Annotated in this window: 19 protein-coding genes; 15 read left to right on the top strand and 4 right to left on the bottom strand. The window is 73.4% G+C overall.

The genetic code is table 11. The features are described from left to right. Positions 1-3 precede the first annotated feature (3 nt). Complete coding sequence (locus GA0070564_RS11405) at positions 4-1,050, bottom strand: mechanosensitive ion channel family protein (protein ID WP_091609050.1); 1,047 nt, start codon at positions 1,048-1,050, stop codon at positions 4-6. A 281-nt stretch (positions 1,051-1,331) separates the two neighbouring features. Between GA0070564_RS11405 and GA0070564_RS11400 the strand changes: the two genes are divergently transcribed. Beyond that, positions 1,332-1,865, top strand: a complete 534-nt coding sequence (locus GA0070564_RS11400) for an HNH endonuclease (RefSeq protein WP_091609048.1) — start codon at positions 1,332-1,334, stop codon at positions 1,863-1,865. A gap of 2 nt (positions 1,866-1,867) precedes the next feature. On the opposite strand, the gene GA0070564_RS11395 is transcribed toward GA0070564_RS11400, so the two are convergent. The 3 genes from GA0070564_RS11395 to GA0070564_RS11385 all read right to left on the bottom strand — a co-directional run bounded on the left by GA0070564_RS11395 (position 1,868) and on the right by GA0070564_RS11385 (position 3,715). Then, the gene (locus GA0070564_RS11395; RefSeq protein ID WP_091607382.1) at positions 1,868-2,668 is read right to left on the bottom strand and encodes a class F sortase; all 801 of its coding nucleotides are present in this window, start codon (positions 2,666-2,668) and stop codon (positions 1,868-1,870) included. Positions 2,669-2,683: 15 nt separating this feature from the next. After that, on the bottom strand, positions 2,684-3,196 hold the full coding sequence (locus tag GA0070564_RS11390; RefSeq protein ID WP_091607380.1) for a hypothetical protein: 513 nt from the start codon (positions 3,194-3,196) through the stop codon (positions 2,684-2,686). Between the two features lie 84 nt (positions 3,197-3,280). After that, positions 3,281-3,715 (bottom strand): Lrp/AsnC family transcriptional regulator, encoded by a 435-nt coding sequence (locus GA0070564_RS11385; RefSeq protein WP_091607376.1) that lies wholly within the window; start codon positions 3,713-3,715, stop codon positions 3,281-3,283. 161 nt (positions 3,716-3,876) lie between these two features. Here GA0070564_RS11385 and GA0070564_RS11380 point away from each other — a divergent pair, with 161 nt between their 5' ends. The 14 genes from GA0070564_RS11380 (at position 3,877) to GA0070564_RS11315 (ending at position 17,036) form a co-directional block, all read left to right on the top strand. Further along, complete coding sequence (locus GA0070564_RS11380; protein ID WP_425412468.1) at positions 3,877-4,764, top strand: tryptophan 2,3-dioxygenase; 888 nt, start codon at positions 3,877-3,879, stop codon at positions 4,762-4,764. Between the two features lie 14 nt (positions 4,765-4,778). Continuing rightward, a complete protein-coding gene (kynU, locus tag GA0070564_RS11375) occupies positions 4,779-6,116 on the top strand; it encodes a kynureninase (RefSeq protein WP_091609045.1) in 1,338 nt (445 codons plus the stop codon). A 58-nt stretch (positions 6,117-6,174) separates the two neighbouring features. Next, entirely contained in the window at positions 6,175-7,515 is a 1,341-nt protein-coding gene (locus GA0070564_RS11370) for an FAD-dependent oxidoreductase (protein ID WP_091607370.1), read from the top strand. A 20-nt stretch (positions 7,516-7,535) separates the two neighbouring features. Then, the gene (locus tag GA0070564_RS11365) at positions 7,536-9,017 is read left to right on the top strand and encodes a 2-hydroxymuconic semialdehyde dehydrogenase (RefSeq protein WP_091609043.1); all 1,482 of its coding nucleotides are present in this window, start codon (positions 7,536-7,538) and stop codon (positions 9,015-9,017) included. After that, complete coding sequence (locus GA0070564_RS11360) at positions 9,014-9,811, top strand: 2-keto-4-pentenoate hydratase (protein WP_091607367.1); 798 nt, start codon at positions 9,014-9,016, stop codon at positions 9,809-9,811. Before GA0070564_RS11365 ends, GA0070564_RS11360 begins: the two co-directional genes overlap by 4 nt. Then, complete coding sequence (locus GA0070564_RS11355; RefSeq protein ID WP_091607362.1) at positions 9,808-10,755, top strand: acetaldehyde dehydrogenase (acetylating); 948 nt, start codon at positions 9,808-9,810, stop codon at positions 10,753-10,755. The genes GA0070564_RS11360 and GA0070564_RS11355 overlap by 4 nt, the downstream gene beginning before the upstream one ends. Then, on the top strand, positions 10,752-11,816 hold the full coding sequence (gene dmpG, locus GA0070564_RS11350) for a 4-hydroxy-2-oxovalerate aldolase (protein WP_091607359.1): 1,065 nt from the start codon (positions 10,752-10,754) through the stop codon (positions 11,814-11,816). Before GA0070564_RS11355 ends, dmpG begins: the two co-directional genes overlap by 4 nt. Next, positions 11,813-12,586 (top strand): 2-keto-4-pentenoate hydratase, encoded by a 774-nt coding sequence (locus GA0070564_RS11345; RefSeq protein ID WP_091607356.1) that lies wholly within the window; start codon positions 11,813-11,815, stop codon positions 12,584-12,586. Before dmpG ends, GA0070564_RS11345 begins: the two co-directional genes overlap by 4 nt. A 147-nt stretch (positions 12,587-12,733) precedes the next feature. Further along, complete coding sequence (locus tag GA0070564_RS11340; protein WP_091607353.1) at positions 12,734-13,162, top strand: RidA family protein; 429 nt, start codon at positions 12,734-12,736, stop codon at positions 13,160-13,162. After that, entirely contained in the window at positions 13,159-13,683 is a 525-nt protein-coding gene (locus GA0070564_RS11335) for a 3-hydroxyanthranilate 3,4-dioxygenase (RefSeq protein WP_091607350.1), read from the top strand. Before GA0070564_RS11340 ends, GA0070564_RS11335 begins: the two co-directional genes overlap by 4 nt. After that, entirely contained in the window at positions 13,683-14,768 is a 1,086-nt protein-coding gene (locus GA0070564_RS11330; protein ID WP_245669921.1) for an amidohydrolase family protein, read from the top strand. Before GA0070564_RS11335 ends, GA0070564_RS11330 begins: the two co-directional genes overlap by 1 nt. Before the next feature lie 49 nt (positions 14,769-14,817). Beyond that, entirely contained in the window at positions 14,818-16,278 is a 1,461-nt protein-coding gene (locus GA0070564_RS11325) for an amidase (protein ID WP_091607345.1), read from the top strand. A gap of 49 nt (positions 16,279-16,327) precedes the next feature. Continuing rightward, the gene (gene ctaJ, locus GA0070564_RS11320; protein ID WP_483819061.1) at positions 16,328-16,636 is read left to right on the top strand and encodes an aa3-type cytochrome oxidase subunit CtaJ; all 309 of its coding nucleotides are present in this window, start codon (positions 16,328-16,330) and stop codon (positions 16,634-16,636) included. Beyond that, the gene (locus GA0070564_RS11315; protein WP_091607342.1) at positions 16,623-17,036 is read left to right on the top strand and encodes a DUF5130 family protein; all 414 of its coding nucleotides are present in this window, start codon (positions 16,623-16,625) and stop codon (positions 17,034-17,036) included. Before ctaJ ends, GA0070564_RS11315 begins: the two co-directional genes overlap by 14 nt. The last annotated feature ends 48 nt before the right edge of the window (positions 17,037-17,084 follow it).

Genomic DNA, 17,084 nt, shown 5'->3' with positions numbered 1-17,084 from the left:
CGGTCAGGTGCTGCCGCCGCGACCGGTCTCGCCGGCGCCCGCCACGGGTACGCCCGGATAGAGCCGGGCGGCGGCGATCCGCGCGGTGATGCCGGAGTTCTCCAGCGCCTCGGCCAGCCGTCGGCGCAGTTCCCGGCCCACCGCGAACTGCCCCTCGGCGGTCGTCTTCACCACGGTGCGGATCACCGCGCCGTCGACCGTGATCTGCTCGACGCCGAGCACGTCGGGTGTCTCGACGATCTCCGGCGCCAGCTCCGGGTCCAGCGCCACCGAGGCCGCCGCCGTACGCAGCACCGCCGTCGCCTCCTCGGTGCTGGCGAAGCCGATCGGCAGGTCCACCACGACCAGCGCCCAGCCCTGGCTCTTGTTGCCCACCCGGATGATCTCGCCGTTGCGGATGTACCAGAGCACCCCGCGTCCGTCCCGGACGGTGGTGACCCGCAGCCCGACCGACTCGACCACCCCGGTCGCCTCGCCCAGGTCCACCGTGTCCCCGACGCCGTACTGGTCCTCGATCAGCATGAACAGGCCGGCGAGCAGGTCCTTGACCAGGCTCTGCGCGCCGAAGCCGAGGGCGACGCCGGCGATGCCCGCGCTGGCCAGCAGCGGCGCCAGGTCGAAGTTGAACTCCCGCAGGGTCATCAGCAGCGCGATGCCGAAGACGAACGCGGTGACCACGCTGCGCAGCACCGAGCCGATCGCCTCGGCCCGCTGCCGGCGCCGCTCCGGCACGAACTCCTCCGGGTCCAGCGAGGCGCTGGGGATCCGCTCGCGCAGCGGCCGCAGCAGGGTCGGCACCGTGCTGCGGCCGGTGGTGCGGACCAGCCGGTTGATGGCCCGGTGCAGCGCCCAGCGGGCGACCAGGGCGAGCAGCAGGATCAGGATCACCCGCAGCGGCTTCACCACGATCCAGTAGCTGCCCTCGGCGAACCAGACCGAGTCGGTGATCTCCCAGGCCCACCTGCAGAACGGCTCGGCCAGGCAGCCCGGGCTCGGCTTGTCGCCGAGGTCGTCGGGGAGGAGGTCGGTGAGCGGGTGAAGGCTGGGCAGAGTCACGTTGCCTTCGTACCGCACGCCGGGCGGCCGGCCGCCGCCGACCCTCCGCGTCCCGCCACCGGCGGTCAACCGGTCCGAAACCGGTCATCCCGCCGCCAGCCGAAGAAGCTTCACCGGGTACCCGGGATTAGTGCGTGCAATCCGGGTTCCGATCAGGGACTATTGGCGCAACGGACGTGGGTGCTCCCGCCGGCGTCGGACGTGGTTGCCCGCTGCCCGCGGGCCCCAGCCGACGCGGCAGCGGCGGGAACGGCTGGACCGGGAGGGTGAGCACGATGCCTGACATACGACCCACTGCGGGCTCCGGCGCGTTGGTCCTCAACGCCACGTACGAGCCGCTGTGTGTCGTGTCGGTGCGTCGGGCCGCGATCCTCGTGCTCTCCGCCAAGGCGGTCTGCGTGGCCGACGGCGAGGGCGTCCTGCACAGCGCCCGCAACGCCCTCCCGGTGCCCTCGGTGGTGCGGCTGACCCGCTTCGTCCGGGTGCCGTACCGCACCCACGTGGGGCTCTCCCGGCGGGCGATCTTCGCCCGGGACGGCTGGCGTTGCGCGTACTGCCGGGGGCCGGCCGAGACCATCGACCACGTCTTCCCGCGCAGCCGCGGCGGGCGGCACGCCTGGGAGAACGTGGTCGCCGCCTGCGCCCGGTGCAACCACACCAAGGGCGACAAGACCCCGGCCGAGCTGGGGTGGCGGCTGCACAACCTGCCGGCCGCCCCGAAGGGCAACGCCTGGCGGGTGCTCGGCCACCGGGCGCCCGACCCGCGCTGGGCGGACTGGCTCGACCTGCGCGAGCCCGAGGCGGCCTGACCTCAGCCGTTGCGCGCGGTCACGAGCTGGGCGTAGACGACCAGGTTGTCGGCGTACCCGGTCCGGCCGCCCACCCAGCGTCCACCGCAGGTGATCAGCCGCAGGTTCGGCCGGCTGAAGTCGCCGAAGACCTCGTCGGCGGGGAGCTTCTCCTTGCCGTACCGGCGGGTCGAGGTGACCTCGAAGACCGCCACCGAGCCGTCCTCGCGGGTCACCTCCACCCGGTCGCCGTCGTCGAGGCTCTTCAGGTCGTGAAAGACCGCCGGGCCGGTGGTGGTGTCGACGTGTCCGACGATCACCGCCGGTCCGTACTGCCCGGGGGTGGGGCCCTGGTCGTACCAGCCGGCCTCCTGCGCCCGGTGCACGTCGGGCACGGCGATGGTGCCGTCGCCCGCGATCCCCACCTGGTGCACCGGCGCCCGCAGGCCCAGCCGGTCGATCGCGATCCGGGTCGGCGGGCTCGCCGGCAGCACCGGGAACTTCTTCGGCGGCGGGCGCAGCCCGGCGCTGAGCTGCTCGGGCAGCACGTCCACCCCGGCGAAGCGCTGCACCCCGAGCAGCGCCACGATCAGCGCCATCACCGCGGCCACCAGCAGCACCGGCGTGCCGGGGCCACCGCGGCCGACCGGATACCGGTGGCGTGCGCGGGCGGCGGCCGGTGCCACCGGGCGGGCCTGCGGGTCCGCCGTCGCCACGCTGGCCGAGAAGGCGTGCCGGGCGGTCCGGGTGAACCGTCGGGCCACCCGGCCGGCGCGGCGCAGGGCGGCCCGGGTCCGGCCGCCACGGGTACGTGAGCGGGCCATCGCCGTACCCCCGGGTCAGAAGCGGGACGCGGTCCTGCGTCGGGCCCCGACGCCGGCCGCCACCGCCACCAGGGCGAGGCCGCCGACGAGCAGCAGCGAACCGGCGCCGTGGCCGTCGGCCGTGCCGCCGCCCCCGGTGGCCGGGCCCTTGCTCGGCTGCGCCATGTTCAGCACGGTCAGCATGGTCGAGGCGGTGTTCTGGTTGTCGCAGCGCAGGTCGACCGGGTAGTCGCCGGGCTGCTTGTTGCCGGGAACGGTGACCGCCCCGGTCAGGAAGCCGTTGTTCGGCCGGAGCATCACCCGGCCGAAGGCGTCCGACTGGACCTGGGCCTGCTTGCCGTTGTTGGTGTCGCAGCTGGCCCGGATGGAGACCCGGGTGCCGGCCTGGGCGGTGTTCGGCGTGACCTCGACGAAGACGTTCTCGCCGGCCCGCGCCGGTGAACCGCCGGCCAGGACGAACGCCCCGACCAGACCGAGGACGAGCAGCGCGGCGGAAAGCGCACGTTGTGACAGGTTGAGCCCCCGCATGATTCCCCCCTCCCGGTGACGAAGCACCGGAATCCTGCTGACGGGCAGCGGGGGCTGCTTTCCCGTTGGCCGGGCGGCAAACCGTCAGAGCGGGGCCACCGGATGCCAGGCGAGGGGGGTGGAGAGGACCATCGTGCTGGACGGCTGGCCGTACGGGGCGAGGCGGTCGATCACCCGCTCGAACTCGGCGATCGAGCCGGCGGCGACCCTGAGCATGCTGCACGCGTCGCCGGTGATCCGGTGGATCTCCATGATCTCCGCCCAGCCGGCGACCTCCGGGTCGTTGAGGATGCACCGGGAGCCGTAACAGGACATCCGGATCAGCGCGACCACCGCGCGGCCGGCCCGGGCCAGGTCGACGTGGGCGTGGTAGCCGGTGATCACCCCGGACTCCTCCAGCCGGCGGACCCGCTCGGCCACCGCCGGCGGCGAGAGGTGCACCCGGCGGGACAACTCGCTGAACGACAGCCGCGCGTCGGCCTGCAACTCGCGCAGCAGCGCCCAGTCCATGTCGTCCACCGCTCCACCTTCCGTCGTGAAACCCGAGGCCCGTACGGCTTTCGGTTCGGCAGGTCGGCACGGCTCAGCGCCGTCGATCCGGCATTCCCCCGACCGATCCACCTGCGGAATCATGACGCTACCCCGATCCCGGAGGGAGAACGACGGTGGAACAGTCGGACCTGCTGGCGCCCGCGGCGACCCCCGCTGTGCGCCCGCTCACCGCGCGGCAGCGCGCCGCGCGGGCGGCTCGCAACGGCGGCGAGCCGACCCTGGAATTCGCCGAACGCGTGCCCTACGACGCGTACGTGCGGGCGAGCACGCTGCACCGGTTGCAGCAGCCGATCACCGACGACCCGGGCGAGATGTCCTTCCTGATGGTCAGCCAGATCATGGAGTTGTACTTCTCGCTGACCTGCCACGAGCTGCGTCACGCCCAGCGGGAACTGCGCGCCAACCGGGTCTGGGACGCGCTGCCCCCGCTGCGCCGGGCGGCGCTGCACCTGGAGGGGTTGAACGCCGCCTGGCAGGGGCTGCGCTGGATGACCCCGGCGGACTTCAACCGGTTCCGCAACCAGCTCGGCGAGGGTTCCGGCTTCCAGTCCGCGATGTACCGGCAGCTGGAGTTCCTGCTCGGCCTCCGGGACCCGGCGCTGATCCGCCCGTTCCGCCGGCAGACCGAGGTGTACGCGGAGCTGACCACCGCCCTGGCCGCGCCGAGCCTCTGGGACGACGTGGTGACCCTGCTGGCCCGCCGCGGTTTCGACGTCCCCGACGAACTGCTCGCCCGGGACCTGACCGTCGAGCACGAGGCGCACCCGTCGGTCGAGGCGGCCTGGGTGCGGATCTACGCCGACGGCGGCCCGGAGAACCACCTCCGGCTGCTCGGGGAGGCGTTGACCGAGGTCGCCGAGTGGTTCGGCGACTGGCGCTGGCACCACCTCAAGGCGGTCCAGCGGGCGATGGGCGCGAAGGTGGGCAGCGGCGGTTCGGCCGGGCTGGCCTGGTTGCAGCGGAGCATGGCCCGGGTGGTCTTCCCGGAGCTGTGGTCGGCCCGGACGGCGATGTGACCGGGGAGCGGAACATGCCCGACACGGAGAAGGAAGCCCACCGCCGCGACGCCGAGGACCCCGGGCACCGGCACCTGTTCCACGTGCCGCCGGCCGAGGGCGGGCGCTACCCGGAGGTGGCGTACCTGGCCGGCAACTCGCTCGGCCTGCCGCCCCGGGCCACCCGGGACGAACTCCTCGCCGACCTGGACGCCTGGCGACGGCTCGGCGTCGAGGGGCACCTGGAGGCGGAGCGGCCCTGGCTGCCGTACCACGAGCTGTTGACCGGGCCGGCCGCCCGACTGGTCGGCGCGCTGCCGACGGAGACCGTGGTGATGAACTCCCTCACGGTCAACCTGCACCTGCTGATGGTGAGCTTCTACCGGCCGGCGGGGCGGCGGACCCGGATCGTCATCGAGGACAGCGCCTTCCCCTCGGACAGCTACGCGGTGCGCAGCCAGGCCCGGTTCCACGGCCTGGACCCGGACGACACGGTGCTCCGGTTGAGGCCGCGCGCCGGCGAGGACATCCTGCGCACGTCCGACGTCGTCGACCTGCTCGCCGCGGAGGGCGACACCGTCGCGTTGGTGCTGCTGGGCGGGGTCAACTACCTCACCGGTGAGCTGCTGGACATCCCGGCGATCACCGCCGCCGGGCGGGCCGCCGGCGCGGTGGTCGGCTGGGACCTGGCGCACGCGGTGGGCAACGTGCCGCTCGCCCTGCACGACTGGGACGTCGACTTCGCCGCCTGGTGCTCCTACAAGTACCTGAACTCCGGGCCGGGGGCCCTCGCCGGGGTCTTCGTCCACGAGCGGCACCTGGGCCGGGCCGACCTGCCCCGGTTCGAGGGCTGGTGGAGCACGGAGGCGGCCACCCGGTTCGAGATGACCCCGACCTCCCGGCCACCGGCCACCGTGGAGGCGTGGCAGATCTCCAACCCGCCGATCTTCGCGATGGGCCCGGTCCGCACCTCGCTGGAGCTCTTCGACTCCGTCGGCATGCCGGCGCTGCGCGAGCGCAGCCTGCGGCTCACCGGCTGGTTGGAGTCGCTGCTCGACGAGGTCGTCGCCGACCGGCCGCTGGCCGTGGTCACCCCGCGCGATCCCGCGCGACGGGGCTGCCAGCTCTCGCTGCGGATCGGTGTGAGCGCGAGGAGTGAGCCGGGTTCGCGAGCCCCGCAGTCGCGAACGGAGGGCGGCTGGGCCGGTGACGCCGGTGAGCTGACCAAACGGCTGCGGCACGAGCACGGGGTGATCGCCGACGCCCGGGAGCCGGACATCGTCCGGTTCGCGCCGGTGCCGCTCTACTCGACGTACCACGACTGCTGGCGGGTCGCCGACGCGCTGGCCGCGACGGTGGAGAAGACCCGGTGAGCGCGAGGAGTGAGCCGGGTTTGCGAGCCCCGCAGTCGCGAACGAAAGGCGGGCACCGATGAGCGCCACGGCACGCGACGAGGTGGCCGTCGTCGGGGCCGGGCTGGCCGGCTGCCTGCTGGCCTGCTTCCTGGCCCGGCGCGGCTACCCGGTGGCCCTCTACGAGCGGCGGCCGGACCCGCGTACCGGCCGGGTCGAGCGGGGCCGCTCGATCAACCTGGCACTGTCGGAACGCGGCCTGGACGCGCTGCGCCGGATCGGACTCGCCGACCGGGTGCTGGCCGACGCCCTGCCGATGCGCGGCCGGATGATCCATCCGGTGTCGGGCGGGCAGGAGTTCCAGTCGTACAGCGTCTCAGGCGACCGGGCGATCAACTCGATCAGCCGGGGCGCGCTGAACAACGCGCTGCTCGACGCCGCCGCCGCGCTGCCCGGCGTACGGATCTCCTTCGACCACCGGCTGGTCGGCCTGGACCCGACCAGCGGTGAGGCGACCTTCGAGACCCCGCGGGGCAAGGTCACCGCGGCCGCGTCGGTGGTGCTGGGCGCCGACGGCGCCGGCTCCGCCGTGCGTGGGCAACTCCTCGGGTACGGGGTGCTCACCGAGAGCCTCGACTTCCTCGACTACGGCTACAAGGAACTCACCATCCCGCCGATCGGCGGCGAGTTCGCCCTGGACCCGGGCGCCCTGCACATCTGGCCGCGCGGCACCTCCATGATGATCGCGCTGCCCAACCCCGACCGGTCGTTCACCTGCACCCTGTTCTGGCCGACCCACGGCACCGCGAGCTTCGCCTCGCTGGGCAGCCCGGCGGCGATCGAGCGGCACTTCGCCGAGCACTACCCGGACCTGGTGCCGCTCGCCCCGAACCTGGTCGACGACTACCAGCACAACCCGGTCGGCGTGCTCGGCACGGTCCGCTGCACGCCGTGGCAGGTCGACGGCCGGGTGGCGCTGGTCGGCGACGCCGCGCACGCCATCGTGCCCTTCTACGGCCAGGGCGCGAACTGCGCCTTCGAGGACGTGGTGGAGCTGGACCGCTGCCTCGACGAGTGCGGCGACGAGTGGTCCGCGGCGCTGCCGCTGTATCAGCGGCGGCGGCAGGAGAACGCGGAGGCGATCGCCCGGATGGCGCTGGCGAACTTCGTGGAGATGCGGGACAAGGTCGCCTCGCCGGTGTTCCGCACCGGCAAACGGATCGAACACACCCTGGAACGGGCGCTGCCCGGCCGGTACGTTTCCCGCTACGAGCTGGTGTCCTTCTCGACCACCCCGTACGCGCAGGTACGCCGCCGGGTGCGGCGGCAGCACCGGGCGGTCGGGGTGGCCGCCGCCGGCGTCGTGGCGCTGCTGGCCGGCGCGGCCGGCGCCCTGATCCGTCGAGGGAGGCGAGGATGACCCGCTGGGATCCGCGGCTGATGGCCGGCACCGCGCCGGACGGGCCGGGCCTGCTGCGCAACTTCGTCGGCGGCGAGTTCGTCGACGCCGGCCGGCCGTTCACCAAGCGCAGCCCGGTCACCGGCGAGCCGGTCTTCGAGGTGGCCGAGGCGGACGCCGGCACGGTGGACGACGCGGTCGCCGCGGCCCGGGCGGCGCTGCGCGGCCCGTGGGGCCGGACGGGGGAGCGGGAGCGGGCCGAGGTGCTGCGCCGGGTCGCCGACGAGCTGGAACGGCGCTTCGACGACCTGGTCGCCGCCGAGGTCGCCGACACCGGCAAGTCGATCTCCCAGGCCCGTACGCTCGACGTCCCGCGCGGCGCGGCCAACTTCCGGGCGTTCGCCGAGATCGTGGCCACCGCGCCCACCGAGTCGTTCACCACGGTCACCCCGACCGGCGGCCGGGCACTGAACTACGCGGTCCGCAAGCCGGTCGGGGTGGTGGCGATCGTCGTGCCCTGGAACCTGCCGCTGCTGCTCCTCACCTGGAAGGTCGCCCCGGCGCTGGCCTGCGGCAACGCGGTGGTGGTGAAGCCCAGCGAGGAAACTCCGGCGTCGGCAACGCTGCTCGCCGAGGTGATGGCCGCCGCGGGCGTGCCGGACGGGGTGTTCAACCTGGTGCACGGCTTCGGGCCGGACTCGGCCGGCGAGCACCTGACCCGGCATCCGGGGGTCGACGCGATCACCTTCACCGGGGAGTCCGCCACGGGCGCCGCCATCATGCGGGCCGCCGCCGACGGGGTGAAGGCGGTGAGCTTCGAGCTGGGCGGCAAGAACGCGGGGCTGGTCTTCGCCGACGCCGACCTGGACGCGGCGGTCGCCGGCTCGGTCCGCTCCAGCTTCACCAACGGCGGCCAGGTCTGCCTCTGCACCGAACGGATCTACGTCCAGCGGCCGGTCTTCGAGGAGTTCACCGCGCGGCTGGCGAAGCGGGCCGGTGAGCTGGCGTACGGCTGGCCGGCCGACGAGGCCACGGCCAACATGCCGCTGATCTCGCAAGGACACCGGGACAAGGTGCTCGGCCACTACGCGCTGGCCCGCGCCGAGGGCGCCGAGGTGGTCGCCGGGGGCGGGGTGCCGCGCTTCGGCGACGTCCGCGACGGCGGCGCGTACGTGCAACCGACCGTGCTGACCGGGCTGGGCCCGGACGCCCGGACCAACCGCGAGGAGATCTTCGGCCCGGTCGTGCACGTCGCGCCCTTCGACGACGAGGACGAGGCGTACGCGCTGGCCAACGGCACCGAGTACGGCCTCGCGGCGACCGTCTGGACCCGGGACGTGGGCCGGGCGCACCGGGCCGGGGCCCGGCTGGACGCCGGCATCGTCTGGGTGAACACCTGGTTCCTGCGCGACCTGCGCACCCCGTTCGGCGGGGTGAAGGCCTCCGGCATCGGCCGGGAGGGCGGGGTGCACTCGCTCGACTTCTACTCCGAACTCACAAACGTCTGCGTGGACCTGACATGACGACTGTCGACATCGAAGCCGCCGCCCGGGAGCTCGCCGAGGCCCGGGAGGGCGGCAAGCCCTGCCCGCCGCTGCGCGGGCGGCTGCTGCCCGAGGGGGACGTCGAGTCCGCGTACCGGGTGCAGCAGCTCCAGGCCCGGGCCTGGTCGAACCGGGGCGAACGCCGGGTCGGCGCGAAGATCGGGTTGACCTCCCGGGCGGTGCAGGAGGCCTTCGGGGTCTTCCAGCCCGACTTCGGGGTGCTGACCGACACGATGGCGGTCGGCGACGGGGTGGAGGTGCCGCTCCACCGGCTGCTCCAGCCGAGGGTGGAGGCGGAGATCGCCTTCGTGCTCGGCGCCGACCTGCCCGACGACCGGGTCACCACCGTCGACCTGATCCGGGCGGTGGACCACGTGCTGCCGGCCATCGAGATCGTCGACTCGCGGATCGCCGGCTGGGACATCTCCATCGTGGACACCGTGGCGGACAACGCCTCCAGCGGCCTCTTCGTGCTGGGCACCACACCGCGCCGGCTGGCCGACGTGGACCTGCGGCTGGCCGGGATGGTGCTGGAGCACGCCGGGGAGCCGGTCTCGGTCGGCGCCGGGGCGGCCTGCCTGGGCAGTCCGCTGCACGCGCTGGAGTGGCTGGCCGGCACGATGGCCCGCGCCGGTGACCCGCTGCGCGCCGGGGACGTGGTGCTCTCCGGGGCGCTCGGCCCGATGGTGCCGGTCACCCCGGGCGCCGCGTACGAGGCGCGGATCTCCGGGCTCGGCTCGGTGCGGACCTGTTTCTCCCGGGAGGGTTCATGACGACCGTGGGTGTGGCGGTGCTCGGGTCGGGCAACATCGGCACCGACCTGATGATCAAGGTGCTGCGGCTGAGCACCGAGCTGCGGATGGTGGCGATGGCCGGCATCGACCCGGCCTCCGACGGTCTCGCCCGGGCCCGCCGGCTCGGCGTGGCCACCACCGCCGACGGCATCGACGGACTGGTCGCGATGCCCGAGTTCGCCGACGTCGAGCTGGTCTTCGACGCCACCTCGGCCGGCGCGCACCGCCGCCACGACGAGGTGCTGCGCGCGCACGGCCGGACCGTGGTCGACCTGACCCCGGCGGCGATCGGCCCGTACGTGGTCCCCCCGGTCAACCTGGACGAGCACCTGGGCGAGCCGAACGTCAACATGGTGACCTGCGGCGGGCAGGCCACCGTGCCGATCGTGCACGCCGTCGGCCGGGTCACCCCGGTCGCGTACGGGGAGATCGTCGCCTCGATCGCCTCGAAGTCGGCCGGCCCGGGCACCCGGGCCAACATCGACGAGTTCACCGAGACCACCGCCCGGGCCATCGAGGTGGTCGGCGGCGCCGAACGCGGCAAGGCGATCATCGTGCTCAACCCGGCCGACCCGCCGCTGCTGATGCGCGACACCGTCTACTGCCTCTGCCCGGACGTCGACGCCGACCGCGCCGCGATCACCGCCTCCGTCGCCGACATGGTCGAGGCTGTGCAGGAGTACGTCCCCGGCTACCGGCTCAAGCAGGACGTGCAGTTCGACCGGGTCGACACGTACGCGCCGGTGCTGGGTCGGCACTTCACCGGCCTCCAGGTGTCGGTCTTCCTGGAGGTCTCCGGGGCCGGGCACTACCTGTCCGCGTACGCCGGGAACCTGGACATCATGACCTCGGCCGCGCTGCGCACCGCGGAGCGGCTGGTCGCCCTGCGGCGCTCGACCCCGACGGAGGTGGCGGCGCGATGACCGACCTCTACATCCAGGACGTGACGCTGCGCGACGGCATGCACGCCATCGGCCACCGGTACACCGTGGACCAGGTACGCACCATCGCCGCCGCGCTGGACGCCGCCGGGGTGGCCGCGATCGAGGTGGCGCACGGCGACGGGCTCGCCGGCTCCAGCGTCAACTACGGCCACGGCGCCGCCGCCGACGCCGACTGGATCGCCGCCGCCGCCGAGGTGCTGACCGGCGCGAAGCTCACCACCCTGCTGCTGCCCGGCATCGGCACCATCGCCGACCTCAGGGCGGCGAAGGCGCTCGGGGTGACCAGCGTCCGGATCGCCACCCACTGCACCGAGGCGGACATCTCCGCCCAGCACATCTCCTGGGCCCGGGAGAACGGCATGGACGTCTCCGGGTTCCTGATGATGTCGCACATGTCCGACGCGGCCGGACTGGCCGGCCAGGCCAAGCTGATGGAGTCGTACGGCGCGCACTGCGTCTACGTCACCGACTCCGGTGGGCGGCTGCTGATGTCGGACGTGGCGGCGCGGGTCGACGCGTACCGGCAGGTGCTGGAGCCGGAGACGCAGATCGGCATCCACGCCCACCACAACCTCTCCCTCGGAGTGGCCAACAGCGTGCTCGCGGTCGAGCACGGCCGGATCCTCGGCTCCGGGCCGGCCGGCGCGGACGCACCGCACGGCCGGACCGTCCGGGTGGACGCCTCGCTGGCCGGGATGGGCGCGGGCGCCGGGAACGCGCCGCTGGAGGTCTTCGTCGCGGTCGCCGAACTGCACGGCTGGAAGCACGGCTGCGACGTGTTCGCGCTGATGGACGCGGCCGACGACGTGGTCCGGCCGCTGCAGGACCGGCCGGTCCAGGTCGACCGGGAGACGCTCTCCCTCGGGTACGCGGGTGTCTACTCCAGCTTCCTGCGCCACGCCGAACGGGCGTCGGAGCGCTACGGCGTGGACGTCCGGTCGATCCTGGTCGAGCTGGGCCGGCGCCGGATGGTCGGTGGCCAGGAGGACATGATCGTGGACGTGGCACTGGATCTTGCCGGTAAGGAGAACGACCGATGATCGGGCCGGACGTCGCGGGGATCGCCGAGAAGCTGGGCGCGGCGGCCGACGGGGCCACCGCCATTGCGCAGCTCGCCGCCGAGACCGGCCTCGACGTCGACGCCGCGTACGCGGTGCAGACCGCCCTGGTGCAGCGTCGCCTCAACCGGGGCGAGCGGCTGGTCGGGCTGAAGATGGGGCTGACCAGCAAGGCCAAGATGGCCCAGGTCGGCGTGGACGAGGTGATCTGGGGCCGACTCACCGACTCGATGCGGGTCCCCGACGGGGGCACCGTCGAGCACGCCGACTTCATCCACCCCCGGGTGGAGCCCGAGGTGGCGTTCCTGCTGGACCGGCTCCCCGAGCCCGGCGAACCGCTCGGCGCGTTCACCGACGCCGTCCGCGCGGTCGCCCCGGCGATCGAGCTGATCGACTCCCGGTACGCCGACTTCACCTTCTCCCTGCCGGACGTCGTCGCCGACAACACCTCGGCGGCGGCGTTCGTGGTCGGGCCCTGGTCACCGGTGCCGGACGGGTTGGACAACCTCGGCGTGCTGCTGGAGATCGACGGGCGGGTGGCGCAGGTCGGCTCCACGGCGGCGATCCTCGGCGACCCGCGCCGGGCGCTTGACGAGGGCATCCGGCTGGCCGGGCGGCACGGGGTGCGGCTGCGCTCGGGGTGGCTCTTCCTGGCCGGCGCGGCGACGGCCGCGGTGCCGTTGCGTCCCGGTTCCCATGTTCGGGCCGTCGTCGAGAGGCTCGGCAGCTGTTCTCTGAAGGCATCGTCGTGAGTGGGTGGGTGAGGGTTCCGGGTAGCACGGTGGGGGGTTCCGGGCAGCCCACCCGGCTCCGGGCGGTCAGGCTTGATCCCTGCGCCGGGCGGGCTGCCCGGAACCCCGCCCCGGTCGTCGTCCGCGCGTCGCTGGGCGGTGGTCGGAATGGCTGACGGTGCCAAGGTGGTTGCCGGGAAGGCGGTGCCGCGAGGGGCTTTCCCGCACGTCAAGATCGCGGGCGGCTTCGTCTTCGTCTCCGGTACCTCCTCTCGCCGGCCCGACAACAGCTTCGCCGGGGTGGTGGTCGACGAGTTGGGTACCACCGACCTCGACATCCGGGCTCAGACCCGGGCCGTCATCGAGAACATCCGCGACCTGCTTCGCTCGGTCGGCGCCGACCTGGGTGACCTGGTGCAGGTGACGTCCTATCTGGTCAACATGAACGACTTCGGGGGTTACAACCAGGTGTGGGGTGAGTTCTTCGACGTGGCCGGGCCGACCCGGACCACGGTGGCGGTGCACCAGCTGCCGCACCCGCACCTGCTGATCGAGATGCAGGCCGTCGCCCTGCTGCCGTCGGGAGGTCCGTCATGAGTGAGATCGCCGAGCCGTTCAGCTTTCCGGGCTGGATCGCCGAGAACCAGCACCTGTTGAAGCCGCCGGTGGGCAACAAGGAGATGCTGCCCGGCGGCGACGACTTCATCGTCATGGTGGTGGGCGGCCCGAACCAGCGCACCGATTTCCACGTCGACCCGTACGAGGAGTTCTTCTACCAGGTCAAGGGCAACATGCACATCAACCTGATGCTGCCCGAGGGCCCGCGTACGGTGCACGTGCGCGAGGGTCAGATGTGGATGCTGCCGCGCAACACCCCGCACTCCCCGCAGCGGCCGGAGGCCGGCTCGATCGGCATGGTGATCGAACGGGTCCGCGAGGAGGGCACGCTGGAGAAGTTCCAGTGGTACTGCCCGCAGTGCAGCAACAAGGTGCACGAGGTAGAGCTCCAGGTGCGTGACATCGCCGCCGACCTGCCCCCGGTCTTCGCCGACTTCTACGCCGACGACAAGGCCCGCACCTGCGACAACTGCGGCGCGCTGCACCCGGGCAAGGGCTGATGCCCGCTCCGGTGGTGGACGTGCACACGCACGTCGTACCCAGGGGATGGCCGGACCTCGCCGCGGCCTGCGGCGGGTCCGGCTGGCCGTGGCTGCGGGTGGACTCCGAACGCGCCGCCATGATCATGGTGGGGGAGACGGAGTTCCGGCCGGTCGGCGCCGAGTGCTGGGACGCCGGCACCCGGCTCGCCGACATGGCCGCCGACGGCGTCGACGTGCAGGTGGTGTCGCCGACGCCGGTCTTCTTCTCCTACGACCGCCCGGCCGACCAGGCGGTCAAGGTGGCCCGGATCTTCAACGACCTCACCCTGGAGGTCACCGCCGAAGGTGGCGACCGGCTGGTGCCGTTCTGCCAGGTGCCGTTGCAGGACGCCGACCTCGCCTGCGCCGAGCTGGACCGCTGCCTGGCCGCCGGGCACGCCGGGGTGGAGATCGGCAACCACGTCGGCGACCGCGACCTGGACGACGGCGGCATCGTGGAGTTCCTGACCCACTGCGCCCGGGTGGGAGCGCCGGTCTTCGTGCACCCGTGGGACATGCCGGGTGGCCCCCGGCTGGACCGGTGGATGGCCCGCTGGCTGACCGGGATGCCCGCCGAGACCCACCTGTCGGTGCTGGCCCTGATCCTCGGCGGGGTCTTCGACCGGGTGCCGGACACGCTGCGGATCTGCTTCGCGCACGGCGGTGGCAGCTTCCCGTTCTGGCTGGGCCGCGCCGACAACGCCTGGCACCGCCGCGGCGACCCGGTACGCGGCGCGTCCAGCGCCCCACCCAGCTCGTACGTCGACCGGTTCAGCGTCGACTCGGTGGTCTTCGCCCCGGCGGCGCTGCGGCTGCTGGTCGACACCATGGGGGCCGAGCGGGTGCTGGTGGGCAGCGACTACCCGTACCCGCTGGGGGAGCGGCCGGTCGGCGACGTGGTGCACCGCTCCGACTTCCTCACCGCCGACCAGCGGGCCGCGCTGCTCGGCGGCAACGCCCTGCGCTTCCTCGGGCTGGACCGGAAGACCGCGATCGACGAGCTGATGGGTATCGACCGGGACTGGTCGGGTGTCCTGGGCGACGACAAGACTCCGCCGTACTGACGCTGTGTCGTCGGCGGCACCGGCCCGCCGGAGCCGGCAGGATGGGGAGATGGCCGAGCCGCACGACCTGACCGCGCTGGAGCAGGCCGCCGCGATCGCCCGCGGTGAGCTGTCCAGCGCGGAGCTGGTCGAGCACCACCTGCGCCGGGTCGACGCGCTCGGCGACACCGTCGGCGCCTTCGTCACCGTCACCCCGGAACGCGCCCGCGCCGCCGCCCGGGCCGCCGACGCCACACCCGCCGAGCGGCGCGGGCCGCTGCACGGCGTACCGACCGCGATCAAGGACCTCACCCTCACCGCCGGGGTACGCACCACCTTCGGCTCGGCGGCCTTCGCCGACTTCGTGCCGCCGGTCGACGCCGACGTGGTCCGCCTCATGACCGCGGCCGGACTGGTCAGCCTCGGCAAGACCAGCACGTCGGAGCTGGGCTGCTCGCTCTACTCCGAGGGGCGGGTGGCGCCACCGGCCCGTAACCCGTGGCACCTGGCGTACACCGCCGGTGGGTCCAGCGGAGGCGCGGCCGCCGCGGTCGCCGCGGGCCTGGTGCCGGTGGCCCAGGGCTCCGACGGCGGCGGCTCGCTGCGCATCCCCGCGTCGCTGTGCGGCCTGGTCGGCCACAAGCCCAGCCGCGGCCTGGTCTCCGGCGGCCCGCTCGGCTTCGGCGCGTTCGGCCTGCCCACCAACGGGCCGATCGGCCGGACCGTCGCCGACGTGGCCGCGCTGCTCGACGTCCTGGCCCAACCGGTGCCCGGCGAGCCCTACCTGCCGCCGGCCGTGCCGGCCGGTGGTCACCTGGGCGCGGCCCGCGCGGCCGCGCCGGGCCCGCTGCGGATCGGCCGGTTCACCGCCCCGATGCTCGCCGACACGCCCGTCCACCCGGATTGCGTCGCCGCCGTCGACCGGGCCGCCGCGCTGCTCAGCGCCGCCGGCCACGAGGTGGTCGAGGTGGACCCGCCGGTCGGGCCGGCGGTCTGGCCGCTCTTCGAAACCGTCTGGTACGTCCTCGCCCTCGCCCCGGTGCCGCCCGAGCGCGAGCGGGACCTGCTGCCGCTGACCCGGTTCCTCCGTTCCCGGGGCGCGGCGATCGGCGCGGGCGCCCTGATGTCCGCCCTCGGTGAACTGCAGAGCCAGGTACGCCTCGGCGCCCGGCGTACCGCCGGCTGCGACCTGCTGCTCTGTCCGACCCTCGCCACGCCGCAGGCGCCGGTGGGCTGGTTCACCGAGGTCGACCCGGCGGAGGATTTCGACCGGCAGCGGCGGTTCTCGCCGTACTGCGCCGTGTTCAACCTGACGGGGCAACCGTCCGTCTCCCTGCCCGTCGGCCGCACCGCCGAGGGCCTGCCGGTGGGGGTGCTGCTCACCGGCCGGTACGGCGGGGACGCCGAACTGCTCGGTGTCGCTGCGCAGATCGAGCACTCCAGTGACGGATGGGATCACCACCCCGCAATCTGGCGGGCGGTCGACTCCGCTAACGTGAATACAAGCGGAGTCGGGCGGCCGGTGTCATGATCGTCCATCCGACCCGGAAAATTCCTGGTCTCTCTTCCGCCTGGGGGCGTTGGGATTGTCTGTTACCGAGACGTTGCTGATCTTCGTCGGCATCCCGGCGGCCGTCGTGCTGGTGATCGCCGGACTGGTGTTCGCCGGCAACCGCGGCAGCAACGGTGGCGCCAAGCGCTACCGGCCGGGCCGCCGCTTCGACTTCACTCCGGTCTGGTTCCTGGGCCGCCCGGAGCAGCTGGCCGACTCGGCCGGCACCGCCCTGGCCGCGGGGGCGCAGGCGCCCGCGCTGACCAGCCGCAAGCAGGAGCAGGCCGGCATCGAGGCGCCGGCCGGGGGAACCGGAGGCGCAAGTGACCGTTGGTGAGAAGCAGGCCGAGGCCGGGACGGGCACCCCGCCCGCGGTGCTCGACGGTCCGTTCTCGACCCGTCAGCTGCTGCGGATCGACGAGGCCCTGCGCCTGGCCGACCAGGGCACCGGGCTGGTCTTCTCGGTCTACGTCGGCGGCCTCGACGAGCCGATCCGGGAGCACGCCGGTCGGCTGCACCGCCAGCTCGCCGAGCCGGACAAGTCCGTGCTCATCGCGGTCTCCCCGAACCAGCGCCAGCTGGAGATCGTCACCGGTAGGTACGCCCGCAAGCGCATCCCGGACACCTACGCCAAGCTGGCCGCGCTGAGCATGGTGGCCGCCTTCGGCGGCGGCGACCTGGCCGGCGGCATCATCAACGGCCTCGACCAGCTCGCCAGCCACGCCGGCAGGGGCTGAGCCCACTCCACACGAAGAAAGGCCCGGTCCGCGGTTTGCGCGGTCCGG

Source organism: Micromonospora mirobrigensis, from assembly GCF_900091555.1.
Taxonomy (GTDB): domain Bacteria; phylum Actinomycetota; class Actinomycetes; order Mycobacteriales; family Micromonosporaceae; genus Micromonospora; species Micromonospora mirobrigensis.
This window is presented reverse-complemented; position numbering and strand designations above follow the sequence as displayed.

Coding starts and splice junctions, on each gene's coding strand:
- dmpG (WP_091607359.1), top strand. CDS start 10,752: ATGACCGACCTCTACATCCAGGACGTGACGCTGCGCGACGGCATGCAC.
- GA0070564_RS11335 (WP_091607350.1), top strand. CDS start 13,159: ATGAGTGAGATCGCCGAGCCGTTCAGCTTTCCGGGCTGGATCGCCGAG.
- GA0070564_RS11330 (WP_245669921.1), top strand. CDS start 13,683: ATGCCCGCTCCGGTGGTGGACGTGCACACGCACGTCGTACCCAGGGGA.
- GA0070564_RS11370 (WP_091607370.1), top strand. CDS start 6,175: ATGAGCGCCACGGCACGCGACGAGGTGGCCGTCGTCGGGGCCGGGCTG.
- GA0070564_RS11400 (WP_091609048.1), top strand. CDS start 1,332: ATGCCTGACATACGACCCACTGCGGGCTCCGGCGCGTTGGTCCTCAAC.
- GA0070564_RS11390 (WP_091607380.1), bottom strand. CDS start 3,196: ATGCGGGGGCTCAACCTGTCACAACGTGCGCTTTCCGCCGCGCTGCTC.
- kynU (WP_091609045.1), top strand. CDS start 4,779: ATGCCCGACACGGAGAAGGAAGCCCACCGCCGCGACGCCGAGGACCCC.
- GA0070564_RS11345 (WP_091607356.1), top strand. CDS start 11,813: ATGATCGGGCCGGACGTCGCGGGGATCGCCGAGAAGCTGGGCGCGGCG.
- GA0070564_RS11360 (WP_091607367.1), top strand. CDS start 9,014: ATGACGACTGTCGACATCGAAGCCGCCGCCCGGGAGCTCGCCGAGGCC.
- GA0070564_RS11365 (WP_091609043.1), top strand. CDS start 7,536: ATGGCCGGCACCGCGCCGGACGGGCCGGGCCTGCTGCGCAACTTCGTC.
- GA0070564_RS11355 (WP_091607362.1), top strand. CDS start 9,808: ATGACGACCGTGGGTGTGGCGGTGCTCGGGTCGGGCAACATCGGCACC.
- GA0070564_RS11340 (WP_091607353.1), top strand. CDS start 12,734: ATGGCTGACGGTGCCAAGGTGGTTGCCGGGAAGGCGGTGCCGCGAGGG.
- GA0070564_RS11395 (WP_091607382.1), bottom strand. CDS start 2,668: ATGGCCCGCTCACGTACCCGTGGCGGCCGGACCCGGGCCGCCCTGCGC.
- GA0070564_RS11325 (WP_091607345.1), top strand. CDS start 14,818: ATGGCCGAGCCGCACGACCTGACCGCGCTGGAGCAGGCCGCCGCGATC.